Source organism: Siansivirga zeaxanthinifaciens CC-SAMT-1 (genome assembly GCF_000941055.1).
Lineage (GTDB): Bacteria > Bacteroidota > Bacteroidia > Flavobacteriales > Flavobacteriaceae > Siansivirga > Siansivirga zeaxanthinifaciens.
This window is the reverse complement of record NZ_CP007202.1, coordinates 2,830,832-2,857,413: the sequence shown is the minus strand read 5'-3', so window position 1 is coordinate 2,857,413 and position 26,582 is coordinate 2,830,832. Positions and strand designations below refer to the sequence as shown.

Below are 26,582 nucleotides of genomic sequence, written 5' to 3'. Positions count from 1 at the left end.
CTCTGGTTTGGAGTTGCTTTTTTATTTATTTAAGCTATTGTAAAAACCATTTCAATAGTTTTTTATTATTGTTAAATAATATATAAAAATTGAATTTAGTTAATTAACGTCTTTTGATTTTGTAAATTTATAACTCACTAAATAAGATAAATTACAATATTATGGAAAATCAAAATCAATCAAATAATTATCCAACGCATTCGGGCGATATTACCAAATGTCCTTTTCATAATGGAACCTTAAAAAAAGGAGTTAACGGAGGTATAAAGAACACCGATTGGTGGCCAAACATGCTTAACTTAAGTGTGCTGAGACAAAACTCTAATTTGTCTAATCCTATGGATCCTGATTTTAATTACGCCGAAGCTTTCAACTCACTAAATCTAGACGAAGTAAAAAAAGATATAAATGAATTAATGACCAATTCTCAAGATTGGTGGCCTGCCGATTATGGACATTACGGACCATTTTTTATTCGTATGGCTTGGCATAGTGCAGGAACTTACAGAATGCAAGATGGTAGAGGTGGAGCAGGCGCTGGAATGCAACGTTTTGCACCACTTAATAGTTGGCCAGACAATGCGAACTTAGATAAAGCCCGTTTGTTGTTATGGCCTATTAAACAAAAATATGGTAAAAAGTTATCTTGGGCAGATTTAATGATTTTAGCTGGACACTGTGCGCATGAATCTATGGGATTAAAAATGTTTGGTTTTGCAGGAGGTCGAGAAGATGTTTGGGAACCAGAAGAGGATGTTTATTGGGGCTCCGAATCGGAGTGGATGGGAAATGAATCACGTTATGCCGAAGATGAATTAGAAAACCCTTTAGCAGCTGCACATATGGGGCTTATTTATGTTAATCCGGAAGGTCATAATGCCAACCCAGACCCCGTAGAATCTGCGCATTATATTAGAGAAACATTTTCTAGAATGGCCATGAACGATTATGAAACGGTTGCGCTTATTGCAGGTGGTCATACCTTCGGAAAAACGCATGGAGCCGCAGATCCATCAAAATATGTAGAAGCAGAACCAGCCGCTGCAGGTATCGAGATGCAGGGTATGGGTTGGAAAAATAATTTTGGAACAGGAAAAGGAGCCGATACCATTACTAGTGGTATTGAAGGTGCTTGGACCGATACGCCAACAAAATGGAGTCATAAATATTTTGAAAATTTATTTGGTTACGAATGGGAATTAACGAAGAGTCCTGCAGGTGCCCACCAATGGAAACCTAAAAATAATGCAGGTGAAGGTACGGTTCCAGATGCTCACGATCCGCATAAAAAACATGCACCTTTTATGTTAACCACAGATTTGTCTTTACGATTTGATCCTGAATACGAAAAAATCTCAAGACATTTTTATGAAAACCCAGACGAGTTTGCAGATGCGTATGCGCGTGCATGGTTTAAATTAACGCACAGAGATATGGGGCCTGTATCTCGTTATTTAGGACCAGAAGTTCCATCGGAAGTTTTAAAATGGCAAGATCCCATTCCTGAAGTGACACATGAGTTAATTGATGATAATGATATAAAAAGTTTAAAAGAAACAATTGCTAACTCTGGGTTGTCTGTATCCGAAATGGTATCAACTGCTTGGGCATCGGCATCAACATTTAGAGGGTCTGATAAACGTGGCGGTGCTAATGGCGCAAGAATACGATTAGAGCCTCAAATAAATTGGGAAGTTAACAATCCTAAACAACTATCTAAGGTTTTAAATGTTTTAGAAGGCATTCAAAATGATTTTAATGCATCTCAAACAGGAAATAAAAAAGTCTCAATAGCCGATATTATTGTATTAGCTGGTAATGTGGGTATTGAACAGGCTGCTAAAAATGCAGGAAAACAAATATATGTTCCTTTTACTGCAGGAAGAGCCGATGCAACTCTAGATGAAACCGATGTAGAATCGTTTAAAGTATTAGAGCCTGCAGCCGATGGTTTTAGAAATTATTACAATGCTAAACATAAAGTTTCTGCAGAAGAAATGCTTATCGATAAAGCACAATTATTAACATTAACCGCGCCAGAATTAACCGTTTTACTAGGTGGTATGCGTGTTTTAAATACCAATTTCGATCATTCAAAACATGGTGTGTTTACTAATAATCCTGAAGCATTAACTAACGACTTTTTTAGAAATTTATTAGATTTTAATGTTACATGGAAGCCTACTACCGATGCAGGTACTGTATTTGTTGGTAGCGACCGAAATACCGGCGATATAAAATGGACAGCCACGAGAGTAGATTTAATTTTTGGTTCAAATTCCGAATTAAGAGCTTTAGCAGAAGTTTATGCTTGCGATGATGCTCAAGATAAGTTTATCAATGATTTTGTAAAAGTTTGGACGAAGGTTATGAACTTAGATCGTTTCGATTTGTAATGAGGTCTAAACTAATTTAATAAAAAAAACACCCAAACGGGTGTTTTTTTTTATTTGATATTGTTTGTTATTTATTTTTTGGTACAAATTTAAGCGCAGCTCCATTAATACAATGGCGTTCGCCTGTGGTTTGTTTGGGGCCATCGTTAAAAACATGTCCCAAGTGGCCACCACAAGTGGCACAATGTTCTTCGGTGCGTTCGTAGCCTAAATCGTAATCGGTTGAAAAGGCTACATTTCCTTCTATTTCTCTGTCAAAGCTAGGCCAACCAGTACCCGAGTTGAATTTGTGTTCACTCTTAAATAACGGGGTGTCACAACCTTTACAAACATAAACGCCCTTTTGATGGTTGTTGTTTAGTTTGCTTGAAAATGGGGGTTCGGTGGCAGCATGTCTTAAAACATTATATTCTAAATTCGATAATTGTGCTTTCCATTCGGCATCGGTTTTAGAAACTTTAAAGGTTTCTTTCTTTTCTTTTTGCGCATGGCTGTTACAACTAAGTATGGTAAGTGTAATTGCTAAAGTTAAAATACGTTTCATAAAATAATTTTAATTAATAAGTCGTTATTTTTATTAAATCATAACAATATAATGGTATGTATTTTTACTTTGTTAAGGTGACCTATAAAAATTCGTCGTGTCTATTAAAACAAATACTATTTTCGTACATTTATAGACAATATTATAAACAACATTTTAATTATGAATATTAAAAAGATATCATTATCACTTGTAATAAGTTCCATGATTTTTTCATGTGCTACCAATCCGTTTACAGGAAAAAAAACAATGGCGTTAGTTTCTAACGATCAGTTATTTCCAACGGCATTTGCTCAATACAATCAGTTTTTATCTGAAAATAAAGTAGTTAATGGTACAGCTGATGCCGCTATGGTAAAACGTGTCGGACAAAAAATAGCTGTAGCAGCAGAAAGATGGCTAACGGCTAATGGGCATCCAGGATATTTAAATGATTATAAATGGGAATATAATTTAGTTCAAGATAAAGCTGTTAACGCTTGGTGCATGCCAGGTGGTAAAATTGTAGTTTATACGGGTATTTTACCTGTAGCAAAAGGAGAGGCTGGTTTAGCAGCTATTATGGGGCATGAAGTAGCTCACGCCTTAGCAAATCATGGTCAACAACGTATGAGTGCCGCATATGTACAACAAGGTGTCGCTTTGGCGGGTAATGTTGTTATTAAAGATGAAAGTTCCAGAAATGCCTTTAATCAATATTATGGTATTGGCTCTCAGGTAGGAGTTATGTTGCCATTTAGTAGAAGTCATGAAACTGAAGCGGATAAAATAGGTTTGTATTTAATGGCAATAGCAGGATACAACCCAGAAGAAGCAGCAGAATTATGGAAGCGTATGAGTGCTCAAAGTGGTGGGCAATCTCCGCCAGAATTATTAAGTACGCATCCATCGAATGAATCTCGTATCGCAAACTTAACTTCTTTGGCACCAACAGCTAAACAGGAAGCTAGAAAATTTGGTGTGACATCATTTAAATAATGATTTCTTTAAATTGAAATAAAAAGATTTGTTTACTTTAGGAGCTGCTCAAATAAATGAGCAGCTTTTTTATTATGGCAGAATTAGAAAAAGGAAGTAAAAAACTTTTAAACGCTTGGGCGTTTTACGATTGGGCAAACTCTGTGTACACATTAACCATTGCATCAACAGTTTTTCCAATTTTTTATGGCACTTTAAACTTTATTGATGGTAACAAGGTTAATGCTTTTGGTTTTGAAATAAAAAATACTGCTTTAATTTCTTTTGTAACCGCATTTGCTTTTCTGGTAGTTGCTATTTCATCACCAATACTTTCGGGTATTGCAGATTATTTGGGAAATAAAAAGATGTTTATGAAATTCTTTTGTTATCTGGGATCTTTAGGCTGTATTGGCTTGTATTGGTTTAGTTTAGATACCATTTACCTTAGTTTGTTATTTTATTTTTTTGGCTTACTTGGTTTTTGGGGAAGTCTTGTGTTTTATAATTCGTATTTACCAGACATAGCTTACGTAGAGCAACAAGATAAAATAAGTGCAAAAGGGTTTAGTTTTGGTTACATAGGAAGTGTTTTGTTGTTGCTTATAAACTTAGCCATGGTTATGAAGCCCGAGTGGTTTGGTTTCGACATAGGAACGACCCAAGAGGATAAAGATGCAGCTTCAATTTTAGCGATGCGTTCTACTTTTATTACTGTAGGTTTATGGTGGATAATTTTTAGTCAGTATTCATTTTATTATTTGCCCAAAGGTGTGAAAACTGGGAATAAAGTGAAGCGACATGTTATATTTAATGGTATAAAGTCTTTAAAAGAAGTTTGGAAAAATTTAGCTCATAACATACAACTTAAACGTTTTTTAAGTGCCTTTTTTGTTTACAGCATGGCAGTTCAAACCATTATGTTGGTGGCTACATATTTTGGAGAACAGGAAATAGCTTGGGGAGAAGAAGGCGATAAAACAATGGGGTTAATAGTAAGTATATTAATTATTCAAATTGTAGCAGTAATAGGTGCAGTTTTAACATCAAGGTCTTCCGCTAAATTTGGTAATATAAAAACACTTATAGTAATAAATATGATGTGGATGTTACTTTGTTTTTACGGCTATTTTATTGAAACGCCTCTTCAGTTTTATATTACAGCTGGTTGTGTAGGATTTGTAATGGGTGGTATACAGTCGTTATCGCGCTCTACGTATTCAAAATTTTTGCCAGAGACTGTCGATACCACATCGTATTTTAGTTTTTATGATGTCGCCGAAAAAATAGGGATTGTAATTGGTATGTTAATTTTTGGCGTTATCGATCAAATAACGGGAAGTATGCGAAATTCAATTTTATTTTTATTTGTGTTCTTCTTAATAGGTATTATTTTATTGTTTAAAGTTCCTAAAGATATTGTTGATGAAAATTTACAACAGTAAATAGTATAGAATTTAAACAAAAAAAAGCTCGAAAATTATTTTCGAGCTTTTTTATTTAATAGAATCAATTTAAGATTCTGTTGGTTTTTCTAATTTTTCAATACTGATTTTAAGTTCGTTGTTCGCCTCATCTAAATCAATATTTATTTGATCGCCTTCCTCTACATGAGAGGTTATAATCTCTTCAGCTAGGGCATCTTCAATGTATTTTTGAATAGCTCTTTTTAAAGGTCTGGCACCGTATTGCTTATCGAAACCTTTATCTGCAATATAATCTTTTGCTGGTTCGCTAAGTTGTAATTTGTAACCTAGATCTTTAATTCTTACCAGAAGTTTTTCTAGCTCGATGTCGATAATTTTATTAATATCTTCTTTTTCTAAAGCATTAAACATAACAACATCATCAATTCTGTTTAAGAATTCTGGTGCAAACGATTTTTTAAGTGCATTTTCAATAACACTTCTTGCATTGGCATCTTCTTGAGCTTTTTGAGAAGCAGTTCCAAAACCAATTCCAGTACCAAAATCTTTTAATTTACGAGCTCCAATATTTGAAGTCATAATAATAATGGTATTTCTAAAGTCTATTTTACGACCTAAACTATCTGTTAAATAGCCATCATCTAGAACTTGAAGTAGCATATTAAACACATCTGGATGCGCTTTTTCAATTTCATCTAAAAGAATCACAGCGTAAGGTTTACGTCTTACCTTTTCGGTTAGTTGTCCGCCTTCTTCATATCCAACATATCCCGGAGGTGCTCCAATTAATCTGGAAATAGCGAATTTTTCCATGTATTCACTCATGTCTATTCTAACAAGAGAATCTTCGCTATCAAATAATTCGCGAGATAATACTTTTGCTAATTGGGTTTTACCAACACCAGTTTGACCTAAGAATATAAATGAACCAATAGGTTTATTTGGATCTTTAAGTCCGGCACGGTTACGCTGAATAGCTTTAACAACTTTAGTTACAGCATCATCTTGTCCGATTACTTTGCCTCTAATAAGGTTTGGTAATTCAGCTAGTTTATTAATTTCTGTTTGCGCTATTCTGTTCACAGGAATACCGGTCATCATAGAAACTACATCGGCAACATTATCTTCTGTTACAACTTCGCGATGTTGTTTTGTGTCTTCTTCCCATTTTTCTTGAGCCGTTGCTAATTCTTTTTCAATGCGTTTTTCGTCATCTCTTAATTTAGCAGCCTCTTCATACTTTTGTTTTCTAACAACAGCATTTTTAGTTTCCTTGATAGCCTCTAGTTGTTTTTCAAGCTCTAGAATTTGCTTTGGCACTTCAATATTAGTGATGTGAACACGAGAACCTGCTTCATCTAAAGCATCAATAGCTTTGTCTGGAAGAAAACGCTCGGTCATGTAGCGGCTGGTTAATTTCACGCAAGCTTCAATAGCTTCTGGTGTATAATCTACATTATGATGATCTTCATATTTAGCTTTAATGTTGTTAAGAATTTCTATAGTTTCTTCAACCGTAGTAGGCTCAACAATAACCTTTTGAAAACGACGCTCTAAAGCACCATCTTTTTCGATGTATTGTCTGTACTCATCTAAAGTAGTAGCTCCAATACATTGAATTTCACCACGTGCTAAAGCCGGTTTAAACATGTTGGAAGCATCTAAACTTCCGGTGGCTCCACCTGCACCAACAATGGTGTGAATTTCATCTATAAACAGAATGACATCGTCGTTTTTTTCAAGCTCGTTCATTACGGCTTTCATACGTTCTTCAAACTGTCCACGGTACTTAGTTCCGGCTACTAAACTAGCCAAATCAAGCGTAACCACACGTTTATTAAATAAAATTCTAGATACTTTTCGTTTTACAATTCTAAGCGCTAAACCTTCGGCAATAGCAGATTTACCAACACCTGGTTCACCTATTAAAAGCGGATTGTTTTTCTTTCTTCTACTTAAAATTTGAGAAACACGCTCAATTTCTTTTTCTCGACCTACAACAGGGTCTAATTTGCCTTCTTCGGCAAGCGCTGTTAGATCACGACCAAAATTGTCTAAAACGGGGGTTTTAGATTTTTTATTTGTTTTTCCAGCAGGTGTACTAAAAATATCTTTAGAACCATCGTCTCCAGACGAAGCTTCGTCATCAGAGAAAGATTCTGCTTTTGGTTCTATATATTCGCTATCGTTTGTAATCATAAATTTAAATTGTTCTTTAACATTGTCGTAATCAATTTTAAGCTTATTTAAAAGCTTGGTAGTGGGGTCGTTTTCATTTCTTAAAATACATAATAATAAATGTGCGGTATTTATAGATGTACTTTGAAATAATTTGGCTTCTAAAAAAGTCGTTTTTAGCGCGCGTTCTGCTTGTCTTGTAAGATGTAAGTTTTTCTTTTGATTAGAACCAGATGCGATCGTAGGATTTGCTGGGCTTAATATTTCAACCTTACGTCTTAGATGATTTAAATCTACATCTAAAGCATTTAAAATATTAATTGCCTTGCCATCACCGTCACGCAAAAGTCCCAACATTAAATGTTCGGTACCAATAAAATCATGTCCTAATCGCAAAGCTTCTTCTTTGCTGTAGGCAATTACATCTTTTACTCTTGGTGAAAAATTATCGTCCATATTAAATTCCTTTCTGCAATAAAAATACTAAAACATTTAACCATTGGCAAAAACTATACCTTAAATTAACTGTAAGTTGCTAATTGACGAAAAAATCTTTATTAAATCAAAATTTTAGTAGTGATACTTATTAACGAAAACACCCTGCTAAATTGTTAATAAAAAACACGAAAAAACCACGATTTTTCACAGGTCAAGACTGATGAAATCCGTATATTAGCCTGTTTTGAAATTTACATAAAATTTAATTAAATTATTTATGGCAGAAGGAGAAAAATTGATCCCTATTAATATTGAAGATGAGATGAAATCGGCTTACATTGATTATTCAATGTCGGTCATTGTGTCACGTGCTTTACCAGATGTAAGAGATGGTTTAAAACCAGTTCACAGACGTGTACTGTTTGGAATGCACGAATTAGGTGTTAGGTCTAATACAGCTCATAAAAAATCGGCAAGAATAGTTGGAGAAGTTTTAGGTAAGTACCATCCACATGGAGATACATCGGTTTACGATGCCATGGTGCGTATGGCCCAAGAGTGGAGTTTACGTTATATGTTGGTAGACGGACAAGGAAACTTTGGTTCTATTGACGGTGATAGCCCTGCAGCAATGCGTTATACCGAAGCACGTATGCGCAAAATATCTGAAGATATGTTGGCAGATATCGATAAAGAAACCGTAGACCACAAGTTGAATTTTGATGATACGTTACACGAACCAACGGTTTTACCAACACGTATCCCAGGTTTATTAGTTAATGGTGCCTCTGGTATTGCGGTGGGTATGGCAACAAATATGCCACCACACAATTTAACAGAAGTTGTAGATGGTACCATTGCTTACATAGAAAATAATGATATTGAAATAGATGAGCTTATAAAGCATGTAAAAGCACCCGATTTCCCAACAGGAGGAACCATTTATGGTTACGATGGTGTTAAAGAAGCTTTTCATACAGGTCGCGGACGTATAATTCTTCGGGGTAAAGCCAATATTGAAGAGGTTCAAGGGCGTGAGTGCATTATTGTAACCGAAATACCTTACCAGATTAACAAAGCAGAAATGATTAAGAAAACTGCAGATTTGGTAAATGAAAAGAAATTAGAAGGTATTTCAACTATTCGCGATGAATCAGATAGAAACGGTATGCGTATCGTTTACGTTTTAAAACGTGATGCGGTTCCAAATATCATTCTTAATAAATTATACAAATACACGGCTTTACAATCGTCTTTTAGTGTTAATAATATTGCCTTAGTAAATGGGCGTCCTCAGTTATTAAACTTAAAAGAATTAATACATTATTTTGTTGAGCACAGACATGAAGTTGTTGTTAGAAGAACAACTTACGAATTGCGTAAAGCCGAAGAACGCGCACACATTTTAGAAGGTTTAATTATTGCCTCCGATAATATTGATGAGGTAATTGCTATCATTAGAGCATCATCTAACGCAGATGAAGCGCGAGCTAGTTTAATTGCACGTTTCGAACTTTCAGAAATTCAAGCTAAAGCTATTGTAGAGATGCGTTTGCGTCAACTTACAGGTTTAGAGCAAGATAAACTACGTTCGGAGTATGAAGAGTTAATGAAAACCATTGAAGACTTAAAAGATATCTTAGACAAGAAAGAACGTCGAATGGATATTATTAAAGAAGAACTTCAGGTTGTTAAAGAAAAATATGGCGATGAACGTCGTTCTATTATCGAATATGCTGGTGGCGATTTAAGTATCGAAGATATGATTCCAGATGAGCAAGTAGTTATTACTATTTCTCATGCAGGTTACATTAAACGTACGTCATTAACAGAATATAAAACACAAAATAGAGGTGGAGTTGGACAAAAAGCATCAACTACCAGAAATGAAGATTTCTTAGAACACTTGTTTGTAGGTACAAACCACCAATATATGTTATTCTTTACACAAAAAGGAAAATGTTTCTGGATGCGTGTATATGAAATTCCTGAAGGCAGTAAAACATCAAAAGGACGAGCTATACAAAATCTTATAAACATTGAGCAAGACGATAAAGTAAAAGCCTTTATCTGTACTCAAGATTTAAAAGATGAAGATTACATCAATAGTCATTATGTAATCATGGCAACTAAGCAAGGTCAAGTTAAAAAAACGCTATTAGAACAATACTCAAGGCCAAGAACAAATGGTATTAATGCTATTACCATAAAAGAGGATGATGAGTTGCTAGAAGCAAAATTAACAACTGGCGAAAGTCAAGTTATGTTAGCTTTAAGATCTGGTAAAGCGGTACGTTTCGAAGAAGCGAAAACGCGTCCTATGGGAAGAAGTGCTTCAGGTGTAAGAGGTATTACTTTGGCAAACGACCAAGACGAAGTTATTGGTATGGTAACCATAAATAACCCACAAGAAGAAACTGTTTTAGTGGTTTCTGAAAATGGATATGGAAAACGTACGTTTATTGACGATCCGGAAGATGGTGAGCCAGTTTATCGTATTACCAACCGTGGTGGAAAAGGTGTTAAAACGATATCGATTACCGAAAAAACAGGAAAATTAGTAGCCATCAAGAGTGTTACAGATACCGATGATTTAATGATTATAAATAAATCTGGAATTGCAATTCGTTTAGAAATTAGTAATTTAAGAACCATGGGTAGAGCTACCCAAGGTGTTAAGTTAATTAATTTAAAAGGAAACGATTCTATTGCAGCTGTCGCTAAAGTTATGCGTGAAGAAGAAGATATAGAAGATGACATTGAAGGTGTAGATACTATAGATGCTTCAGAAGATGGCACAGCTATTGATACTAATTTAGAAGATAATCCCGACGATAATTAATAAACATAAACAAATTACAATGAAAAATCAATTTATTATAGCTTTAGCTTTATCAGTTAGTGCATTTTCATTTGCACAAAAAAAAGAACTGAAAGCCGTAGAAAAAGCTATTAACAGCGAAAATTATGCTGAAGCTAAGTCAGCATTAAAACAAGCAGAAACATTCTTGCCAGAGATGGACAGCAAATTAAAAGCTCAATATTATTACTTATTTGCTAAAACGTTATATGCTGGTGGTAAAGGCTCAACTTCTGATATCGACACTGCTTTAGAAAGTTTAGGAAAAGTTAAAGGTGCATACAACACAGAGGTTGCAGAATTAAAACAGTCGATGGTAAATGGTTTAATAACTAAAGGAAATGAAGCCTATGAGAAAAAAGACTTTTCTGTGGCGTCTAAATATTTCGAAAATGCTTATAAAGCGAGCAAAAAAGATACGCTTTTCTTGTATTATGCAGCAGCAACGGCTGTTAATGTTCAAGAGTACGATAGAGCCATTACTCTTTACGAGCAACTTAAAGATTTAGGCTATACGGGAATAGAAACTGAGTATTATGCGACTAATATTGAAACCAATGAAGAAGAAAAATTCGCTAACAAAAGCTTAAGAGATTTACAAATAAAAACTAAGTCATTTAAAAATCCTGTTGAGCGTAAAACAGAATCTAAAAAGCCAGAAATAGTTAAAAATATTGCTCTTATTTATGTAAGTCAGGGCAAAAACGAAAAAGCTATTGAAGCTATGAAGACTGCGCGTAAAGAAAGTCCAAATGATATTAATTTAATATTATCGGAAGCCAACGTTCATTATAAAATGGGTAATAACGAAGAGTTTAAAAGGTTACTAGAACAAGCTACTAAAATGGATCCTAACAATCCTGAATTACAGTATAATTTAGGTGTAATTTCTGGAGAATCTGGACACCCAGAAGAGGCTTTAGCTTATTATAAAAAAACTGTTGAGTTAGATCCTAAATATGTAAACGCATATATAAACCTTGCAGCCTTAACATTAGCTAAAGAAGAAGGTATTATTAAGGAAATGAATGGCTTAGGAAGTTCTAAAAAAGATGACTTACGTTATGATGAATTACGTGAGCAACGCCAAGAATTATATAAAAGTGCCCTTCCTTATTTAGAAAAAGCACTTGAGTTAGATTCTAAAAATATTAGTGCGGCTAAAACACTTATGAATATATATAGTATTTTAGGTGAAAAAGCAAAGCACGATAAAATGAAAGCTGTTGTAAATTCTATAGAAGGTGGAAACTAATCAAGTTTAAAAAATTAAAAAAGCCGCAAATTTTGCGGCTTTTTTTATATTATTTTTTTAATAACCCTAAGTTTGTGAGTATGTATTTTTTTATCCACATTATAAATACCAGAATGGTCTAATCTATCTATTCTAACTTTTCCATGCGCATGAATAATATAATTATCTTCCATAATGATTCCAACATGGGTTATAATGCCTTCGTTGTTATCAAAAAAAGCCAAATCTCCTGGTTCACTTTCTTCAATAAAACTTAAAGCTTCCCCTTGAGTTGCTTGTTGCGAGGCATCACGTAAAATTTTATAGCCATTTAGTTTATAAACCATTTGAGTAAAACCCGAGCAGTCAATTCCAAAAGGTGTTTTGCCTCCCCATAAATATGGAGAATTAAGATAAGTAAACGCTGTTTTTATAAGGTTGGGTTTTGGTTTAATGCCTTCAAAAAATTCTCCATCGTAAGTGTGGTTTAAAAGGGCTAAACCGTTTAACGTAGCTCCTAATACGATAGGGTATAATTGTTGGTTTTTATCTTCAATAAATTCAACTAAATCAACAGAAAGCTTGGGTGTTTGAGCTGTTAAAGTTTTGTATTGGTCTTCTAAAATTTCAACATATTGTTTGTTGTCTACCCAACCTTCATATTTATCGAAAGCAAGCCTAATTTTGCTCCAGTTTTTGCGTTGTTCTAAGATTTTAAATAAATCACCATACAATACTTGGGAAACCAGTTCACTTGTATCTGAGGGCTCATTTCTTAGTGGTACAATGCTTAAATTACAAATTCCGTATTGCATTAAGGTAATTTAATTTCGTTCTATAACAATTGCCGAAGCACCTCCGCCACCATTGCAAATAGCAGCAGCTCCAATTTTGGCATTGTTTTGTTCTAAAACATTTAGTAATGTTATTATTATTCGAGCTCCAGAACAACCCAAAGGGTGTCCTAATGATACGGCTCCACCATTTATATTTACTTTTGAATCTTTTAATCCAAGAATTTTCATGTTTGCTAAACCTACCACAGAAAACGCTTCATTAAATTCAAAAAAATCAACGTCATTTAAAGAAATTCCTGCCTTAGCTAAAGCTTTTGGTAGCGCTTTGGCTGGAGCAGTTGTGAAATTTTCTGGTTTATGGGCAGCATCTGCATAACTTTTAATACTTGCTAAAGGCTTTAAACCAAGTTCTAAGGCTTTTTCTTTGCTCATTAATATCACGGCCGCTGCGCCATCATTTATGGTAGAAGCATTAGCAGCTGTTACAGTGCCATCTTTTGTGAAAGCAGGACGCAATTGTGGTATTTTGTCAAGATTTACATTCGTAAATTCTTCATCTTTTTTAAAAATTAAAGGCGCTCCACGACGTTGCGGCACTTCAACTTCAATAACTTCGTTATCGAATTTTCCAGACGCCCAAGCATCAGCCGAGCGTTTATAGGATTGTATAGCAAATGCATCTTGTTCTTCACGACTAAATCCATAATCTATGGCACAGGCATCTGCACATACGCCCATAGCATTTTGGTTGTAAGCATCCATTAGTCCATCATTCTGCATACCATCAAGTAGGGTGGTAGGACCAAATTTGGTACCTGTTCTTGCATGTAAATAATGAGGTGTTAAACTCATGTTTTCCATACCCCCAGCGACAATAATTTCTGCATCACCAAGCGCAATACTCTGTGCTGCCTGCATTATAGCTTTCATACCTGAGGCGCAAACTTTGTTTACTGTTGTACATGGTACAGTATCTGGAATTCCAGCGTAAATAGCAGCTTGTCGTGCTGGTGCCTGACCTGCTCCAGCTTGTAAAACTTGTCCCATTAAAACTTCATCAACTAAATTGGGGTTTAAATTGATTTTTTTTAATGCCGCTTCAATAGCAACTGCTCCAAGTTTAGGTGCAGGAATAGTAGATAACATACCCATAAAACTTCCAATGGGAGTTCTAACAGCCGAAACAATGACTACTTCTTTATTCACTTGATGATACATTAGCTTAGTGTATGCGAAATTAATGATTTTTTAGGAGAAATTCGAACGATTCATTTATTATAAAAAGCGTAAACGCTTATAAATTTATTACATTTGGTTTACTTAATTTATTAGATGAAAGATATCATAAATAAACTATACAGAAATCATTCCCTCATTTATAAAGGGATTTTGTTTGTTTGTACTACTTTTTTAATTGTTTACCTGTTTCCTAAAAGTGGAAAATTTAAATATAATTTTGAAAAGGGAAAGCCATGGCAATCTGAAAATTTATATGCACCTTTTAATTTTGCAATTAAAAAGTCTGATGAAGAAATAAACAAAGAAAAGCACGATATAACGGCTAACTCTACACTCTATTTCGATTTAGATGTCCTCGTTGAGCAAAAGGTTAACAATTTGTATAAAGTATCTTTTTATAAAACGTTTAACGATTCGTTGTCTAGAAAAAAGATGGATGTTTTATACAATGTTGGGCAACAAGTAATCTCAGAACTTTATGAATATGGTATTTTAAATGAAAATTACGATTATCATCCCGATCGATCGGTGGTGCTTCTGGATGGCAGAATTAATGTTAAGGAAGGTATTTTTGATGATTTAATTAAACAAGATGAAGTAACCACATTAATTGAGAATGTATTAGTTAAAAACGATTTAATAAATTACAAAACCGCCTACACTTCGTTATTTTTCGATTTAATTGAGCCTAATTTAAGTTATGATAAGTCTTTTACTGAAAGTGCCATACAAGAAGAATTAAATAAAATTACGTATGCTCGTGGTCGTATTGAAAAAGAGACGCTCATTATATCTAAAGGAGAAATAATTGAAGGCGATAAATACCAAATATTAAAATCGTTACAATCGGAGTACGAATCTCAGGTCTGGAGTAAATCAAACTATAAATGGATTTTAGTTGCCTATACTTTATTAGTTGCTTTGGCATTACTCATGTTACTGTTGTTTTTAAGAAAGTACAGAATAGAGGTTTTTGAAAATAATACGAAGGTTACATTTATATTTTTCAATATTTTTTTAATGATTTTTATAACAACTTTGGTCGTTAATTACGATTCTAAGTTTGTTTATGTGGTGCCTATTTGTATTCTACCTTTAATTTTTAAAGCGTTTTTCGATGCCCGTTTGGGTTTGTTTTCGCATGTTATCACGGTGCTGCTTTTAGGTTTTATAGTGCCTAACAGTTACGAGTATATGTTTCTTCAAATTATAGCAGGGATTGTAACTATTTTAACAGTATCAGAATTATATAAACGAGCCAATTTATTTATTTCGGTCGGACAAATTACATTCATATACATTATTGCTTATTTTGCTTTTTTCGTAATACATGAGGGTAGTATCGATACCATAAAATGGGAAATGTTTATTTGGTTTATTTTAAGTGGATTAGCAACTTTATTCGTGCAACCACTTATATATGCCTATGAGAAAATCTTCGGATTGGTTTCTGATGTGTCGCTTTTGGAATTATCAGATACCAATTCCAAATTACTTAAAGAGTTATCCAATAAAGCGCCAGGAACTTTTCATCATTCATTAAACGTTGCAAATTTAGCAGAAGCATCGGCCAACGAAATAGGAGCTAATGCCATGTTGGTTCGAGTAGGGGCACTTTATCATGATATTGGTAAAATGAAAAATCCAACGTATTTCACCGAAAATCAATCAACAGGAATTAACCCTCACGACGAATTATCATCAAAAGAGAGTGCACGTATTATTGTTAATCATGTTATTGATGGTATTGAAATAGCTAAGAAAAATAATTTACCAGACCGTTTAATAGATTTTATTCGAACCCATCACGGTACCAGTGTGGTTTATTATTTTTATATGGAAGAAAAAAAGAATTTTCCAGACATAAGTACAGAAGATTTTAGTTACCCAGGACCCAAACCTTTTAGTAAAGAGACTGCTATTTTAATGATGTGCGATAGTATTGAAGCGGCCTCGAAAAGTTTAAAAGAGCCAACCTCAACAAAAATTGATGCTTTTGTAGAAAATATTATAGATAAACAAATAGAACAAGGTCAATTTTTAAATGCTAACATTACTTTTAAAGAAATTCAATCTATAAAAAAAGTGCTAAAACACAAGCTAGCAAACATTTACCATTTAAGAATTGAATACCCCGAATAAAGGCACTAAAAAAAGATAAAAAAAACCCAAAAAATAGTTGCGTTGTTGTTAAGTATAAGTTACATTTGCAACCGCAATTTTATTGCACAAGTTCATAATAAATAAACGGAGAGGTGCCAGAGTGGTAATGGAGCAGATTGCTAATCTGTCGACGGGTAACTGTCGCCAGGGTTCGAGTCCCTGTCTCTCCGCAATTTTAGATAATCTTTCGGGGTGTAGCGTAGCCCGGTTATCGCGCCTGCTTTGGGAGCAGGAGGTCGCAGGTTCGAATCCTGCCACCCCGACAAAAAAAGCCTTAAATCAATTGATTTAAGGTTTTTTTTATGGGAATAATTCTTAGAGTTCTAATTCTTAACCCCCAACTTCTCTAAAATAGTATCCATTAAACACCATTTTGTTAAAGACGATTGTAATAAATTGGCTCCTACAAAGGCAGTAAACCAAAGCCAGTTAATATTTACATATATAGCTAATAATAAACTAGCTAAAATAAAAGTTCCTGCAATACCTCTTACGATTCTATTTTTCATGTGTTTTTTAGTTTAAATTGATTTTTCAATAGGAATAACCACAGCCCGAACAGGGTTATGTGTCTCTAAATTGGAGTTAAAAGTTTTAATTAAATTAAATAAGCTATCTATCTGTTTTTCTTCGGTAAAAGAAAAAAACAATAGTGATTCGTTATTTGGTTTTTCGGTAGCAAACCAATTTTCAGAAAGTGAATTAAGCACATCTGTTTTATGTCCGTCAATTTCAGCTTCGCTAAAATTTTCAATGTTAGCTAATTTAAAAAGCTTAACAAGCTCTTTACGAAATTCCCTTACGGCAGTTACAATTACTAATTTCATATGGTATTTTTTTATAAACACTTAATCAATGAAAACGGTACGTATTAATTAACGTTTAATTATTTATAGTTTTTCTTTTCAATCATATAATAAACCAAGGGTACAACCAGCAAGGTTAAAACGGTTGATACAATCGTTCCGCCCATTAACGAGATAGCTAAACCTTGAAAAATAGGATCGAATAAAATAACAAAGGCACCAATAACTACTGTACCAGCAGTAAGTAAAATAGGAGTTGTTCGTACAGCCCCGGCTTCAATAGCTGCTTGTTTTAAAGGAATACCATCGGCTAATCTTAGGTTAATAAAATCTATAAGTAAAACAGAGTTTCTAACCATAATACCAGCCAGTGCAATCATTCCAATAAAAGAGGTTGCGGTAAAAAATGCATCCAACATCCAGTGCCCGAGAATAATTCCTATTAACGATAAAGGTATAGCAACCATCATAACAACCGGCGCTTTAAAGTTTTGAAACCAACCTACAATTAATATATAAATTAGAATAATGGCACCTAAAAAGGCAATGCCTAAATCTCTAAAAACTTCTAAGGTAATTTGCCACTCACCATCCCATTTTACAGTATAGTTATCTTCAAAATCGGGTTGGCCTAAATACATTTCGTTTAGCGAGTAACCTTCAGGTAATGCAATGTCTTTTAGTTTTTCATCCATACCTAAAATGGCGTAAGCAGGACTTTCTAAGTCACCAGCCATATCTGCCATTACATACACTACACGTTTTTGGTTTTTATGAAAAATACTTTTCGCACTTACGTTTTCTGTAATCGTCACCAAATCGGCAATAGGAACCAAGTTGCCTTGTTTCGATTTTACTTTAAGTTGTGAAATATCGTTTACTGTCGATTTTTCTTTTTCATCTAAGGCAAGTATCAATCCAATTTGGTTAACAGCTTTCTCATCATATAAATTCGTAATCGCTCTATTTGAAAGCGCCATATTCATGGTGTAAGTAATTTGTTGAGGTGCTACACCGTAAAGCATCGCTTTTTCTTTGTTTATTTCAAAAGTGTATTCTTTTTGGTCGTCTTCAACCATCCAATCTATATCTACAACATCGGTGGTGCTTTTAAGTATGGTTTTAATACTACGAGCAATTTCTATTTGTTTTTCGTAATCGGGACCATAAACTTCGGCCACAATGGTCGATAATACTGGTGGCCCCGGCGGAACTTCAACCAATTTAACATTCGCATGGTATTTAGCTGCTATTTTTTGAATATCAGGGCGTAACAGTTTAGCAATATCATGACTTTGTGCCGAGCGTGCTGCTTTATCTATTAAATTCACTTGAATATCGGCCATATTACTACCACCACGTAAGTCGTAATGACGCACCAAACCGTTAAAAGTAATAGGGGCAGAGGTGCCAATATAATTCTGGTAATTAACAACTTCTGGTCGTGTTGCTAAATATTGCGAAATCTCTTGAGCCACCACACCCGTGCGTTCCAGGGTGGTGCCTTCGGGCATATCTATAACCACTTGAAATTCGTTTTTGTTATCAAATGGCAACATTTTAACTGCCACCGATTTGGTAAAAAATAACACCATCGACCCCAGCAATAACACAAACGTACCACCTAAAAACAACCAACGTTTCGTTTTGTTTTCTAATAACGGACGCTCAAATTTGTTGTAAACTCTATAAATAAGCGTGGCTTCTAAAGGTTTTTCGGATTTTTCTACAACCTCTTTTTTATCTTTTTCTCTTAAAAAAATATATCCCAAATACGGTGTAATGGTTAAAGCCACAAACAACGATAAAATCATGGCTATCGATGCACCAATAGGCATGGGCGCCATATAAGGCCCCATTAAACCAGATACAAAAGCCATAGGTAAAACCGATGCAATAACCGTAAAAGTGGCTAAAATGGTTGGGTTTCCAACTTCGTTAATGGCATAAAGTGCTGCCTGTTTAAAAGGCAAACGTTTCATTTTAAAATGCCTGTGCATATTTTCGGCAATAATAATGGAGTCGTCTACCACAATACCCGTTACAAAAACCAAAGCAAACAGGGTAATTCGGTTGAGCGTATAATCCAACATATAGTAGCTTAACAAGGTTAAAGCAAAGGTAATAGGCACCGATAAAAACACTACCAAACCACCACGCCAGCCCATAGCCAACATAACCACAAAGGTAACGGCAATTATAGAACCAATAAGGTGTAACAGTAATTCCGATACTTTATGAGATGCCGTTTCGCCATAATTTCTAGTAATTTCTACATGCACATCATCGGGTAATAAATGCCCGCGTAAATGTTCAACCTTGTCAATAATAACATCGGCAATTTTCATGGCATCGGCACCTTTGCGTTTGGCTACCGAAATGGTAACTGCAGGATATTCCGATTGGTATGTGTCTGCCTTTTCGCTTCCTTTACCAAACCCTAAACTCACATAATTTAAAGGAATTTCTGGTCCGTCTACTATGTTTGCAATTTGCTTTAAATAAATAGGCTGATGTTGTTGCACGCCCACCACCAAATTTTCAATATCGGTAACAGACTCTAAAAACTTACCCGTTTTTACGATAAATTCGGTATCGTTTTTATCAAAATTCCCCGAAACCATTTGCGAGTTGTTCGCCTTAATCATTTCAGAAACTTCTAAAAAGTCCAGACCACTTGCTGCCAGTTTATCTTTATCTAAAACCACACGTAACTGGCGATTTCTTCCACCAATTTTGTGGGTAATAGCCACATCGTTTACCTTTTTAATTTCACTCTCCAGCTCTTGCGCCATAAGTCCCAGTTGGTAGTCGTCGTAATTTGCGCTCCAAAGCGTTAACCCCAGCATAGGCACATCATCAATCGCACGGGTTTTTATCAACGGAAACGTTACACCCTGCGGCATTTGGTCCATGTGCTTATTAATTTCATTGTAAAGCTTCACAAACGAACGCTCAATATCTTCACCCACATAAAACTGCACAATCACCATAGCACCCTCTTTCGCCGATGTAGAATACACATATTCCACGCCCTTAATATTCGAAATTAATTGCTCTAAAGGCTTCACCACACGCGATTCTACTTCGGTCGGACTCGCCCCAGGGTAGCCCACAAAAATATCGGCCATAGGCACATCAATTTGCGGCTCTTCCTCACGCGGAATCAAAAACGAACTATACACCCCAATAACCATAAAAACGATCATTAAAAGCACTGTAAGCTTAGAGCCTATAAAGACTTTTGCAATTTTACCAGCTAAACCTTCTTTCATTTTAATTGTATTTTTTATTACCTTTTTACAGGTTAATTTTTATTTTTTTATGGCGTTTTAACAGGCTATTCGTTGCAATCTTTTTTTGCCATATATGGCAGCAAAAAAAGGATTTTCACTACTATCCTTAACGCAGTTTACTAAGTACGTTTTTTACTTGATACTAACTTTGGCACCATTAAACAATTTCCCATCAGCCGAAACAATATAAGTTTCATTCGTATTTAAACCCGATAACACTTCTACCTCGTTTCCAAAAGTTCTGCCTAAACGCAACCAGCGTAGTATCGCCGTATGACTTTCGCTAACAGTATAAATTCCCGACAGCTGACCGTTAGTAACTAAAGCATCTTTAGGAATTAAAACCATATTCATAGTATTGCTTTTCTTTTCAACAGGAAATTGAACCGTTGTAAACATGCCCGACAATATGTTTGCTTTCGTTTTCTCTAAACTTATTTTCACAAAATATTGTCCCCCAGTTAATTTCGCCGAAGTACTAACTTCGCTAACGGTTCCTTTAACCGTTTCGTTAATGGCTTTAATAGATACCATAACTTCGGTTCCTTTTTCTATTTGCGAAATTTCGGTTTCTGGCACCATGGCAACAACTTCAAAATCGCCAGGCGATTCCATAGAAATTAAAGGCACACCTGGGTTCGCCATATCGCCTTTTTTAACCGTTTTGTTAGTTATAACACCACTAAAAGGCGCAGTAATATTAGAGTAAGTAAACTGGGCGTTTATTTCGTTTTTCATTTGGTTTGCAGCCTCTAAACGTGCTTTAGCCATCTCGTAATTGGCTGTGATGTCGTCTAACTCTTTTTGCGAAGCACTGTGGTCTGCAAATAAATTTTTAAAACGGTTATAATCTTTTTGGGCATTGTTAAATGCAGCTGTAGCCTCGGTAATTCCAGCGGTTACCTGAGCACGTTTGGCTTGTAAATCGGAGTTATTAATAGACACTAATAACTGTCCTTTTTGTACTTTATCGCCCACATTCACCAACACGTTATCGACATAGCCCATCATGCGGGTACTTAAATCGGCACTATTTACTGCCTGAACTTTTCCACTAACCGATAAAAACGGATGATTACTAGAGTCTTCAATCTTGTTTACCGTTACGTTTATTGCAGGCGATGTATTGGTGGTCGCGTTTTTGTCTTCCTTGCCGCAACTCACTAGTATTAAAGTAACTAAGAGTGTTAATGTGGTATGTAGTTTTTTCATGAGTAATATTTTATTTTAGTTTCAACAGCACTATAAGCCATATTTTTGCTTCACTTTAAGAGTGTTAGAAAGTTATTCTTTAGTTAAAAAATTAATGTATTCTAGGGTGTAATTGTATTCAAAAATGGTTTGATAGTATTCTAATTGTTTCTGGGCATATTGCGTTTCAGAAATTAATAAATCGGAAGTTTTTTCTAAACCTTCTTTAAAACGATTGGTTCTAATTCTTAACGATTCTTCAGATTGCTCTAATGCCAAAGCTGTAAGTTTTAGCTTGTTTTCGGCATCTGTTAATTGACGTTTTGCTTTATTAAGTTCTAGATTACTTTGCGATACATATTGGTTATATTCTAATTTCGATTTTTCAAATTCGGCTTTGCTTTTTTGGGCTTTAGCAAAACGTTTCGAACCTTGAAAAATATCCCAGCTTAATTGGGCACCAAATAAATACCCGTTGGCATCGCCCTGAAATATTTTATCGTCGTATAATTCGTAGCTACCAAAAGCATTCAAGCGTGGTAAAAAGGCCATTTTATCGGCTTTGTTCATGGCTTCGTAAGCTTTACTGGCCAATTCCATAGCACGTATATCCGAACGGTTTTCAGAAATAGATCTATCGGCCATTTTTATTGGTTGTATGCTAAGACTGTCGGTAGGTTTGTAAACCACATAGGTGTCATCATTCATTAAAAACGACAAATAATTAGAGGCATTTTGCACATTACTTTTTGCCATTTGTAATTGGTTTTCAACTTCGGTAACATGCACTTCTACATTTAAAACATCGGCACGTTGTAAATAGCCTTGTTTGTAACTGTTTTGTGCCAATTGTTTATTTGCATTGGCCGCCTCTAAAGCTTTTTCTAAAACATACAAACCTTTGTATGCTAGTTGTAGTTGCATGTAAGCTTTATTAACTTCTAGTTTTAAATAATCGGTTGTGCGTTCTGTTTTTAAAGCCATGGCATCCATTTTAGATTTAGCTGCCTTGCGCTGAAAAAAGCCATCTAAGTTTACTAAAGGTTGTTTAATTTCAAACTTAGTTGCATAGTTTTCAATTTGCGACGGATCGTTTAATAGGGCAGGATTAAAATCGCTCTGTGTTAAAATTTCCTGATTTAATTTCGAGCCAAACGCCATTAACGGATTGGTGGTTGCCATACCTGTATGACTGGCCGTGATATTTGGTAAATAAATGGCATTGGTTTGTCTGTAATCTGCTCGGGCTTCTTTAAATTCTTGTTCAGAAATTTTTAAACTGGTGTTTTTCTCTGTAACGATTTCAAGAACCTCGGTTTTTGATATGGGTTTTGTTTCTTGAGCACTAACGGCGAAAGTCCCCAACAGGCATCCTATTACTGATATATAAATTAATTGCTTCATTTAATAAATTATTTACTGTCACAAAAGTAAGTTGCGAATGGGTGGCAGTAAGTAACCTATGTTACAGATGAAAAAAAAACACCTCAATAAGGTATTTTAATAATTTATTTATCTAATAATCAATTAAATAACGTATTCTGTAGATTGTTTAATTTCCTTTAAAACAAAATAACTCTCTAATACACCAATATTAGAAATATTAGATAATTTTAAACGAACAAAATCATGATAATGGTCTAAACTTTTCATGTTTATTTTTAGAAAAAAATCGACTTTCCCTGCCATATGGTAGCATTCTTGTACTTCGGGTAATTCTTTTATTTGTTGTTCAAATTTATCTATAAAACCTTCGTTGTGGTATCGTAAAGACACCATGCAAATAGCGGTTACAGGGTAATTTAAAAGCTTTTTATCTAGCACGGCAACATATTTTTTTATGTAGCCATCATTTTCTAAACGTTTTATACGTTCGTAAACAGGGGAAATGGTAAGATTTAAAGCAGTGGCTATCTCTTTATTTGTTTTTTTTGAATCGTTTTGTAAGATTCTTAATATTGTTAAATCGATACTATCTAGTTTTTCGGTCATGGTACTGGAGATATTTTTTCTTTTATTAAAATTAAAAATACAATTTTAAAGTTAATATTTCTTTAAATTATTTAATAAAAAGATTTTATTTCTTAATTTAATTGTTTTAACAGTTTATTTATTCTTTGTATTGTCTTTAGCTGTAAATTTATACTTATCAATTAATGTGGTATGAAAAGCGAAAAAATTTTAATTACTGGTGCTGGCGGACAGTTAGGTTCTGTGCTTGTGAAGGCCTTACAAAACAAGTTTGGAATCGATAATATTATTGCTTCCGATTTATATATGTTGAAAGATTTTGATGGGATTTTCGAGCAGTTGGATGCTTCAGATATATCGCATTTAGAAACTTTGGTTACAAAATATAAAGTGACTCAAATTTATCATTTGGCCGCTATTTTATCTGCAAAAGGTGAACAAAATCCAATTCATACCTGGAATGTTAATTTAAATACCTGGTTTAATGTTTTAGAAATTTCAGTAAAACATAATATTAATAAGGTGTTTTTCCCAAGTTCTATTGCTGTTTTTGGCGATATGGCTTCAAAAGTACATACTGCTCAAGACAGTTTTTTAAATCCGTCTACGGTTTATGGTATGAGCAAAACTGCTGGCGAAAATTGGGGACAATATTATTTCTTGAAATATGGTTTAGATGTACGTTCATTGCGATATCCCGGCGTTATTGGTTACCAATCGATGCCTGGAGGCGGCACAACCGATTATGCTGTAGAAATTTATCATAAAGCCATAAAAAACGAAGCTTTTGAGTGTTATTTAAAAGACGATACCTCGTTACCAATGATTTACATGGACGATGTTATTCGCGCAACACTGGAATTAATGGACGCACCGAAAGCATCTATTAAAATACGAACCTCTTATAATTTACAAGGGATTAGTTTTACTCCAAAAGATATTGTAAACGCTATAAAAACCTTTTACCCTAACTTTAAAGTAACTTACAAGCCCGATTTTAGACAGGATATAGCCAATAATTGGCCGTCTTCTATCGACGATACCCACGCACGAACCGATTGGGGCTGGAAACCAAATTACGATTTACATGCCATAACAAAAGATATGTTAGAGCAATTAGAAAAAAAATATAACGTATTAACTCAGTAAATTTACACCTATGTACGGAGCTGTTAAACAACAATTACAAGACGAATTAAAAGATATTCAAGAGTCTGGACTTTTTAAAAAAGAGCGCATTATAACCACCCCACAAGGTGCTCAAATTAATACCACGGCAGGAAACGAAGTGCTTAATTTTTGTGCCAATAATTATTTAGGTTTATCGTCGCATCCCGATGTTATTGAAGCAGGAATTGAAGCCATGAGAACGCATGGTTTCGGATTATCTTCTGTGCGTTTTATATGCGGTACTCAAGATATTCATAAAACATTAGAACAAAAAACAGCCGAGTTTTTAGGTATGGAAGATTGTATCTTATATGCCGCAGCTTTTGATGCCAATGGCGGCGTGTTTGAACCTATTTTATCACAGGAAGACGCTATTATTTCAGATGAATTAAATCATGCGTCTATTATTGATGGTATTCGTTTGTGTAAAGCGGGTCGTTTTCGTTATTCACATAATAATATGGAAGATTTAGAAGCGCAATTACAAGCAGCTTCTGGAGCCCGAAGAAAATTAATTGTTACCGATGGTGTTTTTTCTATGGACGGCACCATTGCCCAATTAGATAAAATTTGCGATTTGGCCGATAAATACGATGCTATGGTTATGGTTGATGAATGTCATGCCACGGGATTTGTAGGGAAAACGGGGAGAGGTACCCACGAATTTAGAAATGTTATGGGGCGCATCGATATTATTACTGGTACTTATGGTAAAGCACTAGGTGGCGCTTCAGGCGGATTTACAGCTGCAAAAAAAGAAATAGTTGAGATGTTGAGACAAAAATCGCGACCTTATTTGTTTTCAAATACTTTGGCACCAGCGATTGCTGGAGCTTCTATTGCTGTTTTAAATAAGTTAAAAACATCAACCGATTTAATTGAAAAAGTGCAAAACAATACCAAGCATTTTAGAACTAAAATGACAGAAGCTGGTTTCGATATTATGCCAGGAGAACATCCTATTGTTCCTGTGATGTTATACGATGCTAAATTGGCCCAGGAATTTGCCGCTAAATTATTAGATGAAGGCATTTATGTTATTGCCTTTTTCTACCCAGTAGTGCCAAAAGGAAAAGCTAGAATTCGTGTGCAACTTTCGGCTTCTCATGAGCCACATCATATCGATAAAGCAACCGATGCTTTTATAAAAGTAGGCAAAGCTTTAAAAGTTATATAAAATACAAAAAAGGGAATTCTTATTAAGAGTTCCCTTTTTAATAGTAAAATCGGTATAATTTAATTTTTACCACATTTCTCATTTGGACTATTAATTATTGAGTTATAGGTTTCTAAACTTAAAAATTGTGGGGTATATGTGTCTCCATTAGATTCTATTCCATTAAGAAAGCTTCTTAAGTGATTTCTAGACCCGCATTGTAATTTTTCAAAAACCGATATTATAGCTTTATTGTTAGTGGCTTCTATATTTCTTTGTAAATCTACAATATCTAAGTCTTCAATAGTTGCTCCAATCTGAAGTGCATTTGCAATACTAATTGCCCCAGAACTTATAAAATTATTATAGAAATTTTGAAGCTCTTCATTTGCAAATTTACCTTCGGGAAGTATTTCATAAGTCACGTTATATTGTTTAAGAAGTGTTTCAATAGCATTCATATGAGTTTGTTCGCTTCCCTTTATGTTTGCAAATTGAGTAATAGACCATAGGTTATCCAAATACCTATAAGTGTCTCTAGCTAATTTTTCCTCTTCCATCATAAATAGTAAAGCATCTTTATCTGTTTGTTTTAAAGAAATATCAGCTATTTCTGTGTTTATTTCATCATCATTTTTACTATCACATGCATACATAAAAGACAATGATATGCTAAGAGCAATCATTGTTATTAATTGATTTAATCTTGAATTTTTCATGATTTTGTTTTTAAAGTTATATGCTAATTTCATAAATAAA

General features: G+C 34.5%; 19 protein-coding genes and 2 tRNA genes. 10 read left to right on the top strand and 11 right to left on the bottom strand.

The annotated features are described in order from the left end of the window. The first annotated feature begins 161 nt into the window (after nucleotides 1–161). The gene (gene katG / locus AW14_RS12725) at nucleotides 162–2,396 is read left to right on the top strand and encodes a catalase/peroxidase HPI (protein ID WP_044639156.1); all 2,235 of its coding nucleotides are present in this window, start codon (nucleotides 162–164) and stop codon (nucleotides 2,394–2,396) included. Nucleotides 2,397–2,463: 67 nt separating this feature from the next. Here the strand turns inward: katG and msrB are convergent, their stop codons facing one another. Beyond that, entirely contained in the window at nucleotides 2,464–2,940 is a 477-nt protein-coding gene (gene msrB, locus AW14_RS12720) for a peptide-methionine (R)-S-oxide reductase MsrB (RefSeq protein WP_044639155.1), read from the bottom strand. 162 nt (nucleotides 2,941–3,102) lie between these two features. Between msrB and AW14_RS12715 the strand changes: the two genes are divergently transcribed. Both AW14_RS12715 and AW14_RS12710 read left to right on the top strand, forming a co-directional pair. Further along, nucleotides 3,103–3,918 carry a M48 family metallopeptidase gene (locus AW14_RS12715; RefSeq protein ID WP_179944495.1) on the top strand — a complete coding sequence of 272 codons (816 nt, stop codon included), beginning with the start codon at nucleotides 3,103–3,105 and terminating at the stop codon, nucleotides 3,916–3,918. A 74-nt stretch (nucleotides 3,919–3,992) separates the two neighbouring features. Next, entirely contained in the window at nucleotides 3,993–5,342 is a 1,350-nt protein-coding gene (locus AW14_RS12710; protein ID WP_044639651.1) for an MFS transporter, read from the top strand. A gap of 69 nt (nucleotides 5,343–5,411) precedes the next feature. On the opposite strand, the gene AW14_RS12705 is transcribed toward AW14_RS12710, so the two are convergent. Further along, nucleotides 5,412–7,958, bottom strand: a complete 2,547-nt coding sequence (locus AW14_RS12705) for an ATP-dependent Clp protease ATP-binding subunit (protein ID WP_044639154.1) — start codon at nucleotides 7,956–7,958, stop codon at nucleotides 5,412–5,414. 259 nt (nucleotides 7,959–8,217) lie between these two features. Here AW14_RS12705 and gyrA point away from each other — a divergent pair, with 259 nt between their 5' ends. Next, nucleotides 8,218–10,782, top strand: coding sequence for a DNA gyrase subunit A (gyrA, locus tag AW14_RS12700; RefSeq protein WP_044639153.1), 2,565 nt, complete (start codon nucleotides 8,218–8,220; stop codon nucleotides 10,780–10,782). Nucleotides 10,783–10,801: 19 nt separating this feature from the next. After that, nucleotides 10,802–12,055: a tetratricopeptide repeat protein gene (locus tag AW14_RS12695; RefSeq protein WP_044639152.1), complete on the top strand. Its 1,254-nt coding sequence runs from the start codon at nucleotides 10,802–10,804 to the stop codon at nucleotides 12,053–12,055. Between the two features lie 44 nt (nucleotides 12,056–12,099). On the opposite strand, the gene AW14_RS12690 is transcribed toward AW14_RS12695, so the two are convergent. Both AW14_RS12690 and AW14_RS12685 read right to left on the bottom strand, forming a co-directional pair. After that, nucleotides 12,100–12,849, bottom strand: a complete 750-nt coding sequence (locus AW14_RS12690) for a C40 family peptidase (protein ID WP_044639151.1) — start codon at nucleotides 12,847–12,849, stop codon at nucleotides 12,100–12,102. Nucleotides 12,850–12,858: 9 nt separating this feature from the next. Continuing rightward, entirely contained in the window at nucleotides 12,859–14,049 is a 1,191-nt protein-coding gene (locus AW14_RS12685) for an acetyl-CoA C-acyltransferase (RefSeq protein WP_245617594.1), read from the bottom strand. A gap of 114 nt (nucleotides 14,050–14,163) precedes the next feature. On the opposite strand from AW14_RS12685, the gene AW14_RS12680 reads away from it, so the two are divergent. The 3 genes from AW14_RS12680 to AW14_RS12670 all read left to right on the top strand — a co-directional run bounded on the left by AW14_RS12680 (nucleotide 14,164) and on the right by AW14_RS12670 (nucleotide 16,496). Continuing rightward, on the top strand, nucleotides 14,164–16,212 hold the full coding sequence (locus AW14_RS12680; protein WP_044639150.1) for an HD family phosphohydrolase: 2,049 nt from the start codon (nucleotides 14,164–14,166) through the stop codon (nucleotides 16,210–16,212). A 107-nt stretch (nucleotides 16,213–16,319) separates the two neighbouring features. Beyond that, nucleotides 16,320–16,403, top strand: a tRNA-Ser gene (locus tag AW14_RS12675). A gap of 18 nt (nucleotides 16,404–16,421) precedes the next feature. Further along, nucleotides 16,422–16,496: transfer RNA gene (locus tag AW14_RS12670), tRNA-Pro, on the top strand. A 60-nt stretch (nucleotides 16,497–16,556) separates the two neighbouring features. Here the strand turns inward: AW14_RS12670 and AW14_RS12665 are convergent. The 6 genes from AW14_RS12665 to AW14_RS12640 all read right to left on the bottom strand — a co-directional run bounded on the left by AW14_RS12665 (nucleotide 16,557) and on the right by AW14_RS12640 (nucleotide 23,518). Next, nucleotides 16,557–16,742, bottom strand: a complete 186-nt coding sequence (locus tag AW14_RS12665; RefSeq protein ID WP_044639149.1) for a YgaP family membrane protein — start codon at nucleotides 16,740–16,742, stop codon at nucleotides 16,557–16,559. A gap of 12 nt (nucleotides 16,743–16,754) precedes the next feature. Then, nucleotides 16,755–17,060, bottom strand: coding sequence for a hypothetical protein (locus AW14_RS12660; RefSeq protein ID WP_044639148.1), 306 nt, complete (start codon nucleotides 17,058–17,060; stop codon nucleotides 16,755–16,757). A gap of 59 nt (nucleotides 17,061–17,119) precedes the next feature. Beyond that, a complete protein-coding gene (locus AW14_RS12655; RefSeq protein WP_044639147.1) occupies nucleotides 17,120–20,314 on the bottom strand; it encodes an efflux RND transporter permease subunit in 3,195 nt (1,064 codons plus the stop codon). A 153-nt stretch (nucleotides 20,315–20,467) separates the two neighbouring features. Beyond that, nucleotides 20,468–21,547, bottom strand: a complete 1,080-nt coding sequence (locus tag AW14_RS12650) for an efflux RND transporter periplasmic adaptor subunit (RefSeq protein ID WP_044639146.1) — start codon at nucleotides 21,545–21,547, stop codon at nucleotides 20,468–20,470. A 72-nt stretch (nucleotides 21,548–21,619) separates the two neighbouring features. Continuing rightward, nucleotides 21,620–22,930, bottom strand: coding sequence for a TolC family protein (locus AW14_RS12645; protein WP_044639145.1), 1,311 nt, complete (start codon nucleotides 22,928–22,930; stop codon nucleotides 21,620–21,622). Nucleotides 22,931–23,053: 123 nt separating this feature from the next. Then, nucleotides 23,054–23,518 (bottom strand): Lrp/AsnC family transcriptional regulator, encoded by a 465-nt coding sequence (locus AW14_RS12640; RefSeq protein ID WP_044639144.1) that lies wholly within the window; start codon nucleotides 23,516–23,518, stop codon nucleotides 23,054–23,056. A gap of 171 nt (nucleotides 23,519–23,689) precedes the next feature. Here AW14_RS12640 and AW14_RS12635 point away from each other — a divergent pair, with 171 nt between their 5' ends. Both AW14_RS12635 and kbl read left to right on the top strand, forming a co-directional pair. Next, entirely contained in the window at nucleotides 23,690–24,646 is a 957-nt protein-coding gene (locus AW14_RS12635; RefSeq protein WP_044639143.1) for an NAD-dependent epimerase/dehydratase family protein, read from the top strand. Between the two features lie 10 nt (nucleotides 24,647–24,656). After that, nucleotides 24,657–25,844 (top strand): glycine C-acetyltransferase, encoded by a 1,188-nt coding sequence (gene kbl / locus AW14_RS12630; RefSeq protein WP_044639142.1) that lies wholly within the window; start codon nucleotides 24,657–24,659, stop codon nucleotides 25,842–25,844. Nucleotides 25,845–25,903: 59 nt separating this feature from the next. Here kbl and AW14_RS12625 read toward each other — a convergent pair whose 3' ends face one another. Continuing rightward, complete coding sequence (locus tag AW14_RS12625) at nucleotides 25,904–26,509, bottom strand: DUF2202 domain-containing protein (RefSeq protein WP_044639649.1); 606 nt, start codon at nucleotides 26,507–26,509, stop codon at nucleotides 25,904–25,906. Nucleotides 26,510–26,582 lie beyond the last annotated feature (73 nt).